Source organism: Arthrobacter sp. RIT-PI-e, from assembly GCF_001187915.1.
Taxonomy (GTDB): domain Bacteria; phylum Actinomycetota; class Actinomycetes; order Actinomycetales; family Micrococcaceae; genus Arthrobacter_D.
In genome coordinates, this window is record NZ_LGIU01000063.1 from 1 (window position 1) to 15597 (window position 15597).

General features: G+C 70.7%; 15 protein-coding genes, 1 tRNA gene and 1 pseudogene. 2 read left to right on the plus strand and 15 right to left on the minus strand.

Features of this window, described 5'->3' with window-relative positions; genetic code table 11:
- Positions 1–215, minus strand: a pseudogene (locus AC792_RS08940) (hypothetical protein); the annotation flags it as partial.
- A gap of 133 nt (positions 216–348) precedes the next feature.
- Here AC792_RS08940 and AC792_RS08945 point away from each other — a divergent pair.
- Positions 349–2157 (plus strand): AMP-dependent synthetase/ligase, encoded by a 1809-nt coding sequence (locus AC792_RS08945; RefSeq protein ID WP_049830194.1) that lies wholly within the window; start codon positions 349–351, stop codon positions 2155–2157.
- Positions 2158–2224: 67 nt separating this feature from the next.
- On the opposite strand, the gene AC792_RS08950 is transcribed toward AC792_RS08945, so the two are convergent.
- Entirely contained in the window at positions 2225–3628 is a 1404-nt protein-coding gene (locus AC792_RS08950; protein ID WP_049830195.1) for a mycothione reductase, read from the minus strand.
- Positions 3629–3791: 163 nt separating this feature from the next.
- On the opposite strand from AC792_RS08950, the gene AC792_RS08955 reads away from it, so the two are divergent.
- The gene (locus tag AC792_RS08955) at positions 3792–4613 is read left to right on the plus strand and encodes a ParA family protein (RefSeq protein WP_049830196.1); all 822 of its coding nucleotides are present in this window, start codon (positions 3792–3794) and stop codon (positions 4611–4613) included.
- Between the two features lie 8 nt (positions 4614–4621).
- Here AC792_RS08955 and AC792_RS08960 read toward each other — a convergent pair whose 3' ends face one another.
- The 13 genes from AC792_RS08960 to AC792_RS09020 all read right to left on the minus strand — a co-directional run bounded on the left by AC792_RS08960 (position 4622) and on the right by AC792_RS09020 (position 15418).
- Positions 4622–5209: a MerR family transcriptional regulator gene (locus tag AC792_RS08960; protein ID WP_049830197.1), complete on the minus strand. Its 588-nt coding sequence runs from the start codon at positions 5207–5209 to the stop codon at positions 4622–4624.
- Positions 5210–5409: 200 nt separating this feature from the next.
- The gene (locus AC792_RS08965) at positions 5410–5907 is read right to left on the minus strand and encodes a bifunctional nuclease family protein (RefSeq protein ID WP_049830198.1); all 498 of its coding nucleotides are present in this window, start codon (positions 5905–5907) and stop codon (positions 5410–5412) included.
- 8 nt (positions 5908–5915) lie between these two features.
- Positions 5916–6665, minus strand: a complete 750-nt coding sequence (ftsR, locus tag AC792_RS08970; RefSeq protein ID WP_082177606.1) for a transcriptional regulator FtsR — start codon at positions 6663–6665, stop codon at positions 5916–5918.
- A 9-nt stretch (positions 6666–6674) separates the two neighbouring features.
- Positions 6675–7121: an FHA domain-containing protein gene (locus AC792_RS08975; protein ID WP_235436574.1), complete on the minus strand. Its 447-nt coding sequence runs from the start codon at positions 7119–7121 to the stop codon at positions 6675–6677.
- Between the two features lie 119 nt (positions 7122–7240).
- Positions 7241–7627, minus strand: coding sequence for a glycine cleavage system protein GcvH (gcvH, locus tag AC792_RS08980; RefSeq protein WP_049830200.1), 387 nt, complete (start codon positions 7625–7627; stop codon positions 7241–7243).
- Between the two features lie 170 nt (positions 7628–7797).
- Positions 7798–7874 (minus strand) — tRNA-Pro (locus AC792_RS08985).
- Between the two features lie 76 nt (positions 7875–7950).
- Positions 7951–9507, minus strand: coding sequence for a ribosome biogenesis GTPase Der (der, locus tag AC792_RS08990; RefSeq protein ID WP_049830201.1), 1557 nt, complete (start codon positions 9505–9507; stop codon positions 7951–7953).
- Positions 9508–9588: 81 nt separating this feature from the next.
- Positions 9589–10272 carry a (d)CMP kinase gene (cmk, locus tag AC792_RS08995; protein WP_049830220.1) on the minus strand — a complete coding sequence of 228 codons (684 nt, stop codon included), beginning with the start codon at positions 10270–10272 and terminating at the stop codon, positions 9589–9591.
- A gap of 71 nt (positions 10273–10343) precedes the next feature.
- Entirely contained in the window at positions 10344–11468 is a 1125-nt protein-coding gene (locus tag AC792_RS09000) for a prephenate dehydrogenase (protein WP_049830202.1), read from the minus strand.
- Between the two features lie 4 nt (positions 11469–11472).
- Positions 11473–12894: a pseudouridine synthase gene (locus tag AC792_RS16415; protein WP_082177608.1), complete on the minus strand. Its 1422-nt coding sequence runs from the start codon at positions 12892–12894 to the stop codon at positions 11473–11475.
- 27 nt (positions 12895–12921) lie between these two features.
- Positions 12922–13578 carry an SMC-Scp complex subunit ScpB gene (scpB, locus tag AC792_RS09010; RefSeq protein WP_049830203.1) on the minus strand — a complete coding sequence of 219 codons (657 nt, stop codon included), beginning with the start codon at positions 13576–13578 and terminating at the stop codon, positions 12922–12924.
- Positions 13571–14497 (minus strand): segregation and condensation protein A, encoded by a 927-nt coding sequence (locus AC792_RS09015; RefSeq protein WP_082177609.1) that lies wholly within the window; start codon positions 14495–14497, stop codon positions 13571–13573. The genes scpB and AC792_RS09015 overlap by 8 nt, the downstream gene beginning before the upstream one ends.
- Before the next feature lie 36 nt (positions 14498–14533).
- Positions 14534–15418 carry a ParA family protein gene (locus tag AC792_RS09020; protein WP_049830204.1) on the minus strand — a complete coding sequence of 295 codons (885 nt, stop codon included), beginning with the start codon at positions 15416–15418 and terminating at the stop codon, positions 14534–14536.
- Between the last annotated feature and the right edge of the window lie 179 nt (positions 15419–15597).

Here is a 15597-nt window from a genome sequence, read left to right on the forward strand (position 1 = left end):
CCCCAACCCCGCGTGCCGCGGACGTCCACCACGCCGGCCGCCACCTTGGTGCCCCCGATGTCCACGCCCACCGACAGCCCGCGGCGCGCGGGGTTGGGGAAGGCGCTCCGCGGGGAACGTGCCGTCAGGGAGGCGCTGCCGCGCTGCAGGGCGCCGGCGTCCACCCGTGTCCGGCGCGCAGGGGGCGTGGAGGCGCGCTCGGGCTTCATCGGCATGGTGGTCCCTTCTGGACGGGTGCGGGGCGCGGTCGGCGTGGTTGTCGATTCGTACACTACGTGACGGCCATCCGCCCCGGTGAACGGATAGGCTGGCACCACCCCAGGGCCAGGTGATACCGAAGGAGCTATCGTGCGTGACATCAGCGTTCCCGTCCTCGTGGACGTCCCCCGCCGGACGAACACCGCCGACCTCGTGGTACGTCAGGCGGCCAAGCCGTCCGATCCCGCGCTGTTCGCCGTGAAGAACTCCTCCGGTGAGTGGGAGGAGATCCGGGCCACCGAGTTCCGCCGGCAGGTGGAGCACCTCGCCAAGGGGCTGATCGCGTCCGATGTGCAGCCCGGGGACCGCGTGGCGATCATGGCACGGACCCGCTACGAGTGGTCCCTGGCCGATTTCGCCATCTGGTTCGCCGGGGCGGTGTCCGTGCCCGTCTACGAGACCTCCTCCCCCGCCCAGGTGGCGTGGATCCTCAGTGACTCCGGCGCCGTGGGCGCCTTCGTGGAATCGGCGCGCCACGAGGACGTGGTGCGCGAGGCCGTGACGCTGGAGGGCATCACCTCCCTCCGCCACGTGTGGCAGTTCGACGGCGGCGGCCTGGACACCCTCCGGACGGCGGGTGCGGGGACGGACGATCAGACCCTCACGGACCGCCGGTCCCACGCCGGGCTGGACGACGTCGCCACCATCATCTACACCTCCGGGACCACCGGCAGGCCCAAGGGGTGCGAACTCACGCACGGGAACTTCGTGGAGCTCTCGGAGAACGCCGCCGCGGCCCTCCCCGAGGTGGCGCGCGAGGGCGGGCAGACGATCATGTTCCTCCCCCTCGCCCACGTGTTCGCCCGCTTCATCTCGGTGCTGTGCGTGGCCTCGGGGTCCACCGTGGCCCACACGCCGGACGTGAAGAACCTGCTCCCCGACCTCCAGAGCTACAAGCCGACCTTCATCCTCGCCGTCCCGCGCGTGTTCGAGAAGGTGTACAACAACTCGATGCTGAAGGCCGAGGACGGCGGCAAGGGCAAGATCTTCCACGCCGGAGCGGACGTGGCCATCGCCTGGTCCAGGGCCGAGCAGGCCGGCAGGATCCCGCTGACCCTGAAGGTGAAGCACGCCGTGTTCGACCGGCTGCTCTACGGCAAGATCCGCACCGCGATGGGCGGGCGCGTGCAGCACGCCGTCTCCGGTGGTGCGCCCCTGGGTGACCGCCTCGGCCACTTCTTCCACGGCATCGGGCTCATGGTCCTCGAGGGCTACGGCCTCACGGAGACCACGGCACCGATCACGGTGAACACCCCGAAGAAGATCAAGATCGGCACGGTCGGAGCCCCCCTCCCCGGTAACGGGGTGAAGATCGCGGACGACGGCGAGATCCTCGCCAGGGGCGTCTGCGTCATGAAGGGGTACGCCAACCGGCCCGACCTCACCGGGGACGCCTTCGTGGACGGATGGTTCCGCACCGGTGACATCGGGGAGCTCGACGACGACGGCTTCCTGCGCATCACGGGCCGCAAGAAGGAGATCATCGTGACCGCCAGCGGGAAGAACGTCATCCCCGCGATGCTCGAGGACACCATCCGCTCCAACGCCCTGGTGTCCCAGTGCGTGGTGGTCGGTGACCAGCGGGCCTTCATCTCGGCCCTGATCACCCTCGACGAGGAAGCGCTGCCCGGGTGGCTGGACCGGCACCAGCTGCCCGCCGCCACCAGCACGGCCGAGGCCGCGCAGCATCCCGCGGTCCTCGCGGAGATCCAGTCGCTCGTGGACGACGTCAACACCACCGTGTCCCGCGCCGAGGCCATCAAGGTGTTCCGGATCGTCCCCACCGACTTCACGGAGACCACCGGGCACCTCACGCCGTCGCTGAAGATCAAGCGCGCCCAGGTGCTGAAGGACTACTCGGACGTGGTGGATTCGATCTACTCGACCGCGAAGGGCTGAGGACCCGGCCGCCGCCCGGTGTCCCCGGACCCGGGCGGCGGTTCCGCGTCGGCGTCGGACCGGGGGCTCAGTCCAGGGGGAGCGACAGCAGCGCGTTCTCGACCACCTCGGTGAGGGCCGGGTGGATCCAGTACTGGCCCCGCGCCATGGTCCGCGCATCGAGCCCGAAGGACATCGCCTGGATGATCGGCTGGATGATCATCGACGCCTCGTGACCGAGGATGTGCGCGCCGAGGATGCGTCCGGTGGACCGGTCGGCGATGAGCTTCACGAACCCCTCGGTGTCCTCCATCGCCCACCCGTAGGCCGTGGACCCGTAGTGCTGCACCGCGGTGACCACCGCGGTGCCCGAGGCCTCCGCGTGCACCAGGGCCTGCTCCTCCGTCATCCCCACCGACGCCGTCTGCGGATGGGAGAACACCGCGGCCGGGACGAACCGGTGGTCACTGCTCCGCAGGTCGTCGGGGTGCACCACGTTGTGTGCCACGACCTTCGCCTCGTGGTTGGCGACGTGCTTGAGCTGGTAGTCGCTGCTCACGTCCCCCAGGGACCACAGCCCGAGCACGGGTGAGCCTCCGCGCAGCACCCGCTGGTGCTCATCCACCACGAGCCGGCCGTCGTCGTGCAGGTCCAGGCCCGCTTCCGCCGCCCCGAGCGTGTCCGTGTTCGGCGCGCGGCCCACGGCGACCAGCACGACGTCCACCTCCACCTCCGCAGGTCCTCCCGGCCCGTTCAGTCGTACGGTCGCACTGCCGTCCGGGTTCGCGGCGATCTCCGTGACGTCCGTGTCCAGGCGGAGATCCCACTGGGAGGCCGCCTGCGCCGTGAATGCGGCGGACACGGTGTCGTCGAGATGCCGGAGCATCCCGCCCGAACGGACGGCGATGGTCACCCGGGCCCCGAAGGCACCGAACACGTGCGCGAACTCCGCCGCCACATATCCCCCACCCATGACGAGGATCCGCGCCGGCAGGTGATCGAGCCGCATGACCGTGTCCGAGGTGTGGACCTGCGGGAGGGTGCTGCCGGGGATGTCCGGGACCACCGGGCGCGAGCCGGTGGCGATGACCAGCTGGTCCGCCGTGATCTCCTCACCGGACGACGTCACGAAGGACCTCTCCCCCGTGAGGCGAACGTGCTCCTCGACGAGCGTCACGTTCTCCAAATCCTCGGCGCGGTAGTCCCGGCCTCCGGCGGAGATGACGTCGATCCTGCTGAAGATGCGGTCCCGGACCTCCGCCCAGCGGACGCCGTCGAAGGTGAGGTCCACGCCGAGCCGCGAGGCCTCCGCCGGGGCGGAGGCGAGCTGGGCCGGGTACACGTACATCTTGGTGGGGATGCACCCCACGTTCAGGCACGTCCCCCCGAAGGTGCCGCCCTCCACGAGGACCACCTTCCGGTGCTCCCACTCCGGGGTGATGAGGGTGTTCCCTGAGCCGGAACCGATGATCGCGAGGTCGTAATGGGTCACACGGTGCAGTTTATCGGCGGAGCGCCCTCGTCCGGTCCCCGGATGCCGCACGGGCCGCCCGCACCGTCGGCCCGGCGGGTGTGGAGCTTCCCCCTATGATGGTCGGGGATCCCATCACGGCGGCCTCGCAGGTGACGGCCACGATCAAGCAGAGGTTCGACACGTGCAGGTAGTGAGTATCAGCAGCCTCAAAGGAGGCGTCGGAAAGACGTCGGTGACCCTCGGGCTGGCATCGGCGGCGCTCGCGGCGGGTGTGCCCACCCTGGTGGTCGACCTCGACCCGCATGCCGATGCGACCACGGGTCTCGGGGTGCGGCCCTCGGGTCAGCTCGACATCGGCCGCCTGCTGAGAAACGCACGCCGTGGTGATCTGCGTGCGCACGCGGTCACCAGTGGCTGGGTGGCCACGGCGGCCGCCCGGAACCGTCGGGCCACACCGAGGCTCGACGTCGCGATGGGCTCGGCCTACGCCGGCATCTACGACCGCCCCGACCTCGGGCGCCGTGACCAGCGCCGCCTCGCCGCCCTCCTGTCCCGTCTCGAGGGCTACGGCCTCGTGCTCGTCGACTGCCCACCCTCGCTCAACGGCCTCACCCGGATGGCCTGGACCGCCAGCAGCAAGGTGGTGCTCGTGGCCGAACCGAGCCTGTTCTCCGTGGCCGGGACCGAACGCACCATGCGCGCCCTGGAGCTGTTCCGGCGCGAGTTCGCCCCGGACCTGCGCGCTGCGGGGATCGTCACCAACCGGGTGCGCCCCGCCTCGGTGGAGCACGCGTTCCGGCTGGGTGAGATGCGGCAGATGTTCGGCGACGCGCTGCTCGGGCCGGTGCTGCCGGAACAGGCTGACTGGCAGCAGATCCAGGGAGCCGCGCATCCTGTGCACCACTGGCCGGGGGACGGCGCCGCACGGACCGCGGCGCAGTTCGACGAGCTGCTGACCAACATGGTGGACCTCGAGCGGCCGAGGGACCGCGGGCGACGCTGAGCGCAGGGTCAGCCGATCCTCCGTGCAGCCCTGCGGTTCCCGACCTCGTCCCCGGGGAAGTCCTCGAGGAGCGCGTGTTCGCGCGGCGGCGCGGCGAGGGCGCCCGCGGCCTCCCGCCACACCCGTCCGACGGCGATCCCGAAGACCCCCTGACCCCCCTGGACGAGGTCGATCACCTCGTCCGCCGACGTGCACTCGTACACGCTCGCGCCGTCGCTCATCAGGGTGATCTGTGCCAGGTCCTCCACCCCGCGCTCACGCAGATGTTCCACGGCGGTGCGGATCTGCTGGAGGGAGACACCGGTGTCCAGCAGACGTTTGACCACCTTGAGCACCAGAATGTCCCGGAAACCGTACAGCCGCGGGGTGCCGGAGCCGGACGTGCCACGGACAGCGGGCTCCACGAGCCCCGTACGCGCCCAGTAGTCGAGCTGCCGGTACGTGATCCCCGCCGCCTTGCACGCGGTGGGCCCGCGGTACCCGGCGTCCACGTCGAGGACGGGGAGATCCTCCGTGAACAGGAGACCCTGGGTGCTCGGAGGGGTACCCGTGGTCACCGGGCCGGATGCCTCGTCGGCGTCACCCTTCGGACTCACGTGCTGCCTCCTCGTTCTGTTCCCGGTCGTCCCCCCGAGCCGGGGAAGCCGCAGGATCTGCACTCAAGTGTGCGCCCGGGCCATCGCGCACGCAATGGGAACTGTATGTCTCGACGTTAGATCGCGGGTGGGGGAAGGTCAAAGAGGCGATCCTGGCGGAGCGTCCGTGTCGCCCGCCGGTGCGGACGCCCCCGGCCGGCTCATCCCTCGAAGTCCTCCGGCTCCACGTCCGCGAGGAACTCCCGGAACTGCCGCACCTCCTTCTCGGCGTTCTCCTCGCTCCCACCACTCGTGGCGTCCTCCGCGTCGGCGATCTCCACCCCCGCCAGCGCCAGGACGTCGTCGGCGCAGAAGATGGGGCAGGGGACCCTGAGGGCCACCGCCAGTGCGTCGGAGGCCCGGGAGTTCACGGTACCGCCGTCGTCGAGGACCAGTTGCGCGTGGTACACGGTGTCCTCCACCGAGGTGATGCGCACCTCGGTGATGGTTCGGCCCGCCGCGCTCACGGCGTCGACCAGCAGATCATGGGTCATGGGGCGCGGCGGTACGATGCCCTGCTGCACGAAGGCGATGGCGCTGGCCTCCGGAGCGCCGATCCAGATGGGCAGGTGCCTCTCGCCCTCCGCCTCGCGGAGCAGCACCAGGGGCTGGTTCGAGGGCAGCTCGATCCGCACACCCACCACTTCGATCTCGATCATGGTGGCCCCTAACTGTCCATCCGGGAGATGTGGCCGTGCACCAGGGCACTGTGGAGTCCGAGGCAGAGTTCACTGATCTCACGGGCCGCCTCGGCGGCGCGTGCCTTGGACGCCACGTCCTTCCGTGAGGCCATGGGTGCCACCACGCTCTCCACGAGTCCGAGCTCACGGTCCGCTGCGGCCCGGAAGGGGCGCAGGTGGCGGGGCTCGATCCCGTGGCCCTCGAGCTGCACGCACGCCCTGGTGACCTTGAGGGCATGCTCGTCGAAGCGGTTCTCCTCCGCGGCGATCAGCCCGAAGCTGACGAGCTCGTCCACGAGCCTGCGCGAGGCCCCGGCCTCCGCCGCGAGGGTCTCCGTGGTGAGCCGGCGGCGATGGGTACCGAGGTCCCGGGCCGTCTGCTCGGACACCGCGCGCGGTGCGAGGCTCACTCCCCCGGGCAGCGACGGCGGCTGCTCCCCACGGTCGATCGCGTCGAGGTAGTCCTTGATGACCTTCAACGGGAGGTACTGGTCACGCTGGACGCCCAGGACGAAGCGCAGTCGCTCGACGTCGTGGGCCGCGTACTTGCGGTAGCCCGCCCGCGTACGCTTCGGGAAGATCAGGCCCTTCTCCTCCAGGAAGCGGATCTTGGAGGCGGTGACGGAGGGGAATTCCTCGGCGAGTTCGCCGAGCACCTCACCGATGGTGAGCACGGCGGCCCCGGAAGGAAGCGCGCCCACGGTGCTGGGGCGGTGCGCCGGCTGGGAGGAAGGCATGACGAGGTGCTAGACCCGGTCCGTCGGGCCCTGCGGCGCGGGGGTCGGGCCCCCGTGGGCCGCGTAGAAGGTCAGGCGGAACTTGCCGATCTGCACCTCGTTGCCGGTGCGCAACGCGACACCGTCCACGCGGTCGTTGTTGACGTAGGTGCCGTTGAGACTGCCCGTGTCCGCGACCATGAAGCCGTCCTGGGTGCGCCGGAACTCGGCGTGCTGCCGCGACACGGTGACGTCGTCCAGGAAGATGTCCGCGTTGGGGTGCCGTCCTGCCCGGGTGACGTCCTCGTCGAGCAGGAACCGTGCCCCGGCATTGGGGCCCGAGTGGGCCACCAGGAGGGCGGATCCCGCCGGCAGGGCAGCCACGGAGGCCTGCTCCTCGTGCGTGAGGTGTCGTTCCAGGTCGGACACGGCGGCCTGCGGCGGTAGACCGATGGTCGTTGTCTCAGGAGACGTCATGATCGGCTCTTCTCCATTTCCGGCTGATTTCGTACTCGGCACCATCGGTTCGTCCTCCCCTGCTGCGGCATTCGCGCACGTGCGCCGCACCTCCACCCCACTGCCTTCGCGAGGTGGATCTAGCCTACCTGCTGGGAGTAGTCGGCTGAACTCAGGAGTCCCTGCACCACCGAGGGGTCGGAGACCTTGATCTCGAGCAGCCAGCCCTCGCCGTAGGGGTCGGTGTTCAGGAGGGAGGGATCGTCGTCGAGCGCCTCGTTGCGGCCCACCACCTCGCCGGTGACGGGCGCGTAGATGTCGCTCACGCTCTTGGTGGATTCCACCTCACCCACCACGTCCGCCCCGCTCACGCCGGCGCCCACCTCCGGCATCTGTACGTAGACCACGTCCCCGAGCGCGTCCTGCGCGAAATCGGTGATACCCACCCGGACGATGCCGTCGGCGGTCGGCTCACTGACCCACTCGTGTTCCGCGGTGTAGTGGAGGCCGTCGGGGATGTTGCTCATGGTTGCCTTTCGGACGCGGACTGCGACGGCGCCGGGAACAGCCTGCCGTGCGGGTACTGGACGAGTATAGGCACATCGGGAACCGGTGCGAGGTGCTCCCCGGTGCCGGTGGACAACCACTCCCGGGAACGAGAAAACCCTGGTGGAAGTTGCCTTCCACCAGGGTTTCGTGGTCGGGATGACAGGATTTGAACCTGCGACCCCTTGACCCCCAGTCAAGTGCGCTACCAAGCTGCGCCACATCCCGATCGACCCGCGCTGCGGGCCAAACCACTCGGACAACACTACAGCATTCCCAGGGTGGTCCAGTACCCGCCGGCGGATCAGCGCTTGCGGCTGCGCTTCTCCCGGACCCGCATGCTGACCTCGATGGGTGTGCCCTCGAAGCTGAACGTCTCGCGGAGCCTGCGGGTGATGAAGCGCCGGTAGCCGGGATCCAGGAAACCCGTGGTGAAGAGCACGAACTTCGGCGGCCGGCTGGAGGCCTGCGTACCGAAGAGGATGCGGGGCTGCTTCCCCCCGCGCAGCGGGTGCGGGTGGGCGGACACGAGCTCGCCCAGGAAGGCGTTGAGCCGCCCCGTGGGGATGCGGCGGTCCCAGGGCTCCAGGGCCACGTCCAGGGCCGGGACCAGGCGGTCCTTGTGCCATCCGGTGAGCGCCGAGATGTTCACCCGCGGTGCCCAGTCCACGTGGGCGAGATCCTGGTCGATCTCACGCTCGAGGTACCGGCGTCGCTCGTCGTCGAGCAGGTCCCACTTGTTGAAGGCCAGCACGATCGACCGGCCCGACTCGATGGCCATGTTGAGGATGCGGACGTCCTGCTCGCTGAGCACCTCGTCCACGGCGAGGAGCACGACGGCGACCTCCGCCTTCTCGAGCGCCGACTGGGTGCGCAGGGAGGCGTAGTAGTCGGCGCCCTGCTGCATGTGCACGCGGCGGCGGATCCCCGCGGTGTCCACGAAGCGCCAGGTGCGCCCGCCGAGCTCGATCATCTCGTCCACGGGGTCGCGGGTGGTCCCGGCGAGCGGGTCCACCACCACGCGGTCCGAGCCCGCCAGCTTGTTCAGCAGCGAGGACTTCCCCACGTTGGGACGCCCGAGGAGTGCGACGCGGCGCGGGCCACCCGAGCGCTCGATCCCGCCGTGCTCGGAGAACTCCGGCAGGATCTCCACCACGTGGTCCAGCATGTCGGCCGTTCCCCGGCCGTGCAGGGCCGACACCGGCCAGGGCTGGCCGAAACCGAGGCCCCACAGCATGGCGGCGTCGGCCTCGTTCTGGATGTCGTCCACCTTGTTCGCCACGAGGATCACGGGGCGGTTCTTGCGCCGCAGCATGCGCACCACGGCCTCGTCCGTGGCCGTGGCCCCTACGGTCGCATCCACCACGAGCAGCACGGCGTCGGCCATGTCCACCGCGATCTCCGCCTGCTCCGCCACGCGCGCGTTGATGCCCTTGGCGTCGTACTCCCACCCACCGGTGTCCACCAGGGTGAAGTTGTGGCCGGTCCACTGGGCGGGGTAGGAGACGCGGTCCCGGGTGACGCCGGGGGTGTCCTCCACCACGGCCTCACGGCGTCCGAGGATGCGGTTCACCAGGGTGGACTTGCCGACGTTGGGACGCCCCACGATGGCGAGCACCGGGTTCATCCGGCCCTCGGCCTCGTCGTCGTAGTCCTCGTCCTGCCGTGCGAGGAGGGCGGCGTCCTCGTCGTCGAGCTCGTAGTCCTCGAGACCGGCGCGCAGGGACGCGGCGCGCTGCTCCGCGTCGGCGTCGTCGAGGTTCTCGAGCAACTCGTCCACCCGGTCCGTGCCGGCGGGCTCGTACTCCTCGCCGTCCGGCTGGTCCGTGGCGGATGCGTTCGGCGAAAGATTCTCGCTCATCTGGGGTTCCTTCGGTTGGTGTGTACCGTCTCCCGACGGTGGTCCTGGTGGGCTGGCGCCCGGGAGTGCCTTGCGGTGCTGCTAGTTGGCCACGGTGCGCACGATCCTCACGACGGCGGCCACGGTCTGCTCGAAGTCGAGGTCGGAGGAGTCGAGCGTGACCACGCCGTCGGCGGCCTGCCGGAAGTCCACCACGGTGGAGTCCCGCGCGTCCCGGTCGGTCACCTGCCGCTTGAGCTGTGCCTCGCTCTGGGTCCCGCCGAGCTGGTCCCCGCGCCGGCGCAGGCGCGCCTCCTCGCTCGCGGTCAGCAGGATCCGCACCTCGGCGTCCGGGGCGACGACGGTGGTGATGTCCCGGCCCTCGGCGACGATCCGGTGCCCCGCACCGGCGATCAGGGCCCGCTGGCGTCGGATGAGTTCGGCGCGCGCCCCGAGCGTGGTGGCCACGGCGCTCACCGACGCCGAGACACCCGGCTCGCGGATGGCGGCGGTCACGTCCGCCCCGTCGACGGTCACGCTCTCCCGGTCCGGGCTGGTGCTGACGAACAGGTCCAGGGAACGGGCCGCGGCCTCCACGGCCGCCCGGTCCTCGAGATCGACGCCGGTCGCGAGGCAGTGGAGGGTCACGGCCCGGTACATCGCACCGGTGTCCAGGTACGCGGCGCGGAACCTCCGCGCCACTTCCCGGCTCACACTGGACTTGCCCGACCCGGACGGGCCGTCGATGGCGATCACGAGCGACTTGCCGAGGCGGAACCCGGACAGCGACGCCGCGGGCTCCGTGGGGTGGACATGGCCCGGTCCGTGGTTCGCGGGGACCTCTGCTGATGTCTGGCTCACTGCACTACCTTCCAGCCCCGTTGCGTCAGGGACTCCGTCAGTTCCTTGTCCTTGCCCGGCAGCACGGAGAGTTCGGCTAGGCCGAGCTCCCGGCCCGGTGAGTGCTCCAGCCGGAAGTCCTCCACGTTGATCCCCGTGTCACCGATCTCCGTGAGGAGCTTGGCGATCTGGCCCGGGACGTCGTCCACCAGCACGGTGAGGTGCGCGAAGGAGCCGGGAGGCGTTCCGTGCTTGCCGGGAACACGCGCCTGCCCCGCGTTGCCCTCCGCCATGAGCTGCGCCATGTCCAATCGCGCGCCGTTCGCCGCGGGGTCCTCGAGGGTCGCGATCAGCCGGTCGAGATCCGCGCGGACCCCGTGGAGGATGTCCACGAGGCGCGCGGCGTTGGCTGAGAGGATCTGCACCCAGAGCCGAGGATCGCTCGCGGCGATGCGCGTGACGTCCCGGAGCCCGTTGCCCGCGAGCGAGAGGGCGCGTGCCGGTGACTCCTGCAGCCTGCTGGCCACGAGGGAGGACACCACCTGGGGCAGGTGGGAGATCAGCGCGACGGCGTCGTCGTGCTCCTCCGCCGTCATCCGGGCGGGTACGGCCCCGAGGTCGACGGCGAGCGACTCGGCGAGCAGCACCGCCTCCGGCGCGCTGCCGGCGTGGGCGCAGAGCACCCACGGCGCCCCGGTGAACAGCTCACCGCGCGCGGCGACCGGACCGGACTTCTCACGGCCGGCCATGGGATGGGTACCCACGTAGCGCGGCAGGTGGGCGACGACGTCGGGCAGCGCGGTGAGTTCCCGCACCACCGCCTCCTTCACGCTGCAGATGTCCACCACCACGGCGTCGGGGTAGCGGTGCAGGGCACCGGCCACCACGCGTGCGGTGACGTCCGGGGGCGTGGCCACGACCACCAGCTCCGGACGCAGTGCCGTGTCCGTGCCCTGCTCGTCGAGGACCCTGCCGGCCCCGATGTCGCGGGCCACCGCCTCCGTGGAGGGTGAGGCGTCCGAGAGCACCACGTCGAGGCCGCGCGCCCGCAGGCCCAGGCCGATGCTGGCCCCCAGCAGTCCCGCCCCGATCACCAGGACCGGCCCCGCGAGATGCGTCCCGTGCTCCGTGCGCACCGTCATCGGTCTACAGACCCACCGAGGCCAGGAGGTGTCCCACTTCCTGGCGTCCGAGGACCCGGATGCTGCCCTGGCGCTGGTCGCCGACCCGGATGGGACCGACCTGCAGGCGTACCAGCCGCTCCACGGGGTGTCCCACGGCGTCGAAGAGCCTGCGGACCACGCGGTTGCGTCCGGAGTGGAGGACCACCTCCACGAGGAGATGGCCGGGCGTGGAGTCCACGAGTTTGAAGGAGTCCACCTGCGCCAGGCCGTCCTCGAGCTCGATGCCCTCCTTCATCTGGGCGCCGACGCCCTGCGCCATGGGCCCGCGCACCTGCACGAGGTAGGTCTTGGGCACCTCGTAGGAGGGGTGGGTCAGGCGGTTGGTGAGCTCGCCGTCGTTGGTCAGCAGCAGCAGGCCCTCGGTCTCGGCGTCGAGCCGTCCCACGTGGAAGAGGCGTTCGCCCTTGTCCTTGGTCTTCAGGAAGTCTCTGATGCACGGGCGGCCCTCCGGGTCCTCCATGGTGGAGACCACGCCGCGCGGCTTGTTGAAGACGTAGTACTTCAGGTGCTCGTCGAGCTGGAGGCGGATGCCGTCCACGTGGACCGCCACCTGCCCGGGGTCCACGCGCACGCCCAGCTCGGTGACGACGGTGCCGTCCACCTCCACGCGGCCGTCGAGGATCATCTCCTCGCAGACGCGGCGGGAGGCGACGCCGGCGAGCGCCATGACCTTCTGCAGGCGCACGCCCTCGGGGGTGTGGACGTCGATCTCGTCGGCGGGGCGGCTGGAACGGCGGGGCTTCGCGGGAGCACGGACGGGTCCCAGGTTCTGGCCGAAACGCTCCTTGCCGAAGGCCTTGGCACCGGCGGGCTGCTGACGTGCGCCGCCCTGGGCGCCGGGGCGGGCCCCCTGCTTGGCTCCTGCGCCCGGTCGCGCGGGTCTGCCGCCCGAGCGGGCCCCCGGAGCGGCCGAACGGCTGGAGGGGAAGCCCCCTGTGGATCGTCCCGCACCCGCACGGCCGGCGGGGTCGCGGCGATCGCCCCCCGTGGAGGACGCCGGGCGTCCCTCCGCGGGGCGTCCGGCGTCCCTGCCTCCGCGGTCAGCGGAGGAGCGGGCCTGGGGACCGCCGGCATCCCGACCGCCACGATCCGGGAACGAGCGGCTCCGGGAGGAGGGGTTCTGCGAGGACCGGGCCTGCGGGCTGCGCTCCGCACGGCCCGACGCGCGGTTCCCCGATGCATGGTTCTCCGATGCACGGTTCTCGGTGGGGCGGTCCTCGGCGGATCCTCTCCCCCGGTCCGGGAAGGATCGCCCGGCACCGCCGCGGCCACGCTCACCCTGCGGCGAGGGCTTCCTGCCGCGGCCAGCGTCCGACGAGCGTCCGGATGCTCCGCCGCGGCGGGGCGGGTTGCGTCCGGAACCGGATCCTGGCTGTTGCGTCATGTGGGAAGTCCTTCGTGTAGGTCGAGCTCAATACGTCGTTTCGTCATACTCCCCGAGGCTCTCCGGCCCCGGCAGATGGGGGGCGATCCGCGGCAGGTCGTCCACGCCGTCCAGTCCCAGTCTCTCCAGGAAGAGGGCGGTGGTGCCGTAGAGCACGGCTCCGGTCTCCGGATCGTTCTCCACCTCCACGACGAGTCCCCGCTGCAGGAGGGTACGGACCACGGAATCGACGTTGACCCCTCGCACGGCGGACACCCGGGCACGGGAGACGGGTTGGCGGTACGCGATGACCGTCAGGGTCTCGAGCGCAGCCTGCGAGAGCCGTGCGGTCTGCCCGTCGAGGACGAAGTCCGCGACGACGGCTGCGAAGTGCTTCCGGGAGAAGATGCGCCACCCACCGGCGATGCTGCGCAGTTCGAAACCGCGCGGCGGGGTGGGTCCGGTGCTTCGGGCACCGACCCCAGTATAGCCGTCATCGTCCCCGCGGCCGTCGTACTCCCGCCGGAGATCCTGCAGCACCCCGAGCACTTCCTCCTGCGGGACCTGCAGCACGCTCGCGAACCGTTCCTCCGTCACCGGGCGGTCCGCCACCATGAGGATCGCCTCCACCGCTGCCCGGACACCGCCCGGCAGCTCCTCGACGGCGGGGTGAGGGCCCGGAGCCGCGCCCGCGGACTCAGGCATCGGCTCCTCCTTCCGTCGTGTCCGTCCCTGCGCCGTCGCCGTCGCCGGAGTCGCCCGTTACCCGCTCGTCGTGTCCTGTCCCGTCGTGTCCTGTCCCGTCCTCCGGGAGGGAGGGCACGCTCCGGCCGGCTCTCCCGGTCCACCGTACGAGGAGTTCGGACAGGGGCGCTGCCTGCTCGAAGGAGACCGCGCCGTCCCGGAAGAGCTCCAGGAGGGCCAGGAACCGCACCACGACCACCAGGCGGGATGCCGCGCCCTCCGTCAGCCTGCCGAAGCTGAGCGCCCCTCCGGGCTCGAGCAGGTCCTGCAGCACCGCGGCCTGGTCGCGCACGCTGACCACGGGTGCGTGGAGGTGCTCGATGCCCACCGCCGTCGGCTCCTCCTGGCGGGGCGTGAGGACCTTCAGCGCCAGGGCGGCGAACTCCTCGGGCGAGTGCGTCCAGAGCAGTTCCGGCAGGAGTCGGGTGAACTCGGGCTCGAGCGCCACGTCACGCGGGTACCTCGCGCCCTCCTCGTCGAGACGGTCCGCGAGCACGCGTGCCACGTCCTTGAAGGCGCGGTACTGGAGGAGCCGGGCGAACAGCAGGTCGCGGGCCTCGAGGAGCGCGACGTCCTCCTCGTCCTCCACGGCTCCGGCGGGGAGCAGCCGTGCCGCCTTCAGGTCCAGGAGGGTGGCGGCCACCACGAGGAACTCGCTCGCCTCGTCCAGCTTCCACTCGCCGTCCGTGGCCTGGGCGCGGCGGATGTGGGCGATGAACTCGTCCGTGACCTGTGCGAGCGCTATCTCGGTGATGTCCAGTTCACGCCGCGAGATGAGGTTCAGCAGGAGGTCGAACGGGCCGCTGAAGTTGGTCAGCTGCACCTCGAAGACGGTGCGGGCCACGTGCACCGCCGTACCGACCTCGACCGCGGTGGTCATTCAGTCCCGCCGGAGGGGGCGGAGGACTCCGGGCACCTAGGGCGCCCCGCCCCTGCTGATGAGTTCCTTGGCGAGGTTCCGGTAGGCGTCGGCTCCCGAATGGTTCGCGGCGTAGGAGGTGATCGGTTCCGCGGCCACCGTGGCGTCCGCGAACTTGATGGTCCGCTTGATCACCGTCTCGAAGACCTTGTCGCCGAACGCCTCGACGAGCCGGGCGATGACCTCGCGGCTGTGCAGGGTGCGGGCGTCGTACATGGTGGCCAGGACGCCGTCGATCTGCAGGCGGGGGTTGAGCCGGTCCTGGACCTTCTCGATGGTCTCCACGAGCAGGGCCACCGCGCGCAGGGCGAAGAACTCGCAGATCAGCGGGATGATCACACCGTGCGCCGCGGTGAGGGCGTTGACGGTCAGGAGACCGAGCGAGGGCTGGCAGTCGATGAGGATGACGTCGTAGTCGTCCGCGACCTTCCGCAGCGCACGGTCGAGGACCTGCTCGCGCGCGACCTCGTTGACCAGCTGCACCTCGGCCGCCGAGAGGTCGATGTTGGCCGGCAGCAGGTCGATGTTCTCGATCGCGGTGTGCCGGATGGCGTCGTGGACGGTCACCTTGCGGTCCATGAGCACGTTGTAGACCGTGACGTCGAGCTCGTGGGGGTTGGTGCCGAGCCCCGCCGAGAGCGCACCCTGCGGGTCGAAGTCCACCAGGAGCACCCTGCGCCCGGCTTCGGCGAGCGCGGCACCGAGGTTGATCGTGGACGTCGTCTTGCCCACACCGCCCTTCTGGTTGACCATGGCGATGATCCTCGCCGGACCGTGCGAGTCCAGTGCGCGGGGTTCGGGGAACTCGGTCACGGCTCGGCCGGGCGGGCCGAGGCCCGGGTCCGCTGCGGCGGACAGAGTGGAACCCTGTTCAGTACTCACGTTTTTCTCCACGCTTCCGTCGGATCTGGTGCAGGCCGGCCGGGACGTCGGATCCGGGCGGTGTTTCTCTTGATGTTTCTCTCGATCAACCGTACAACGCCCGCGCGCGGGCCGCCCTCCCTGCTGCGGCGCGCGGCAACGGGCGGGACCGACGGCGGCGGTCCCCGGACCCGCTCCGG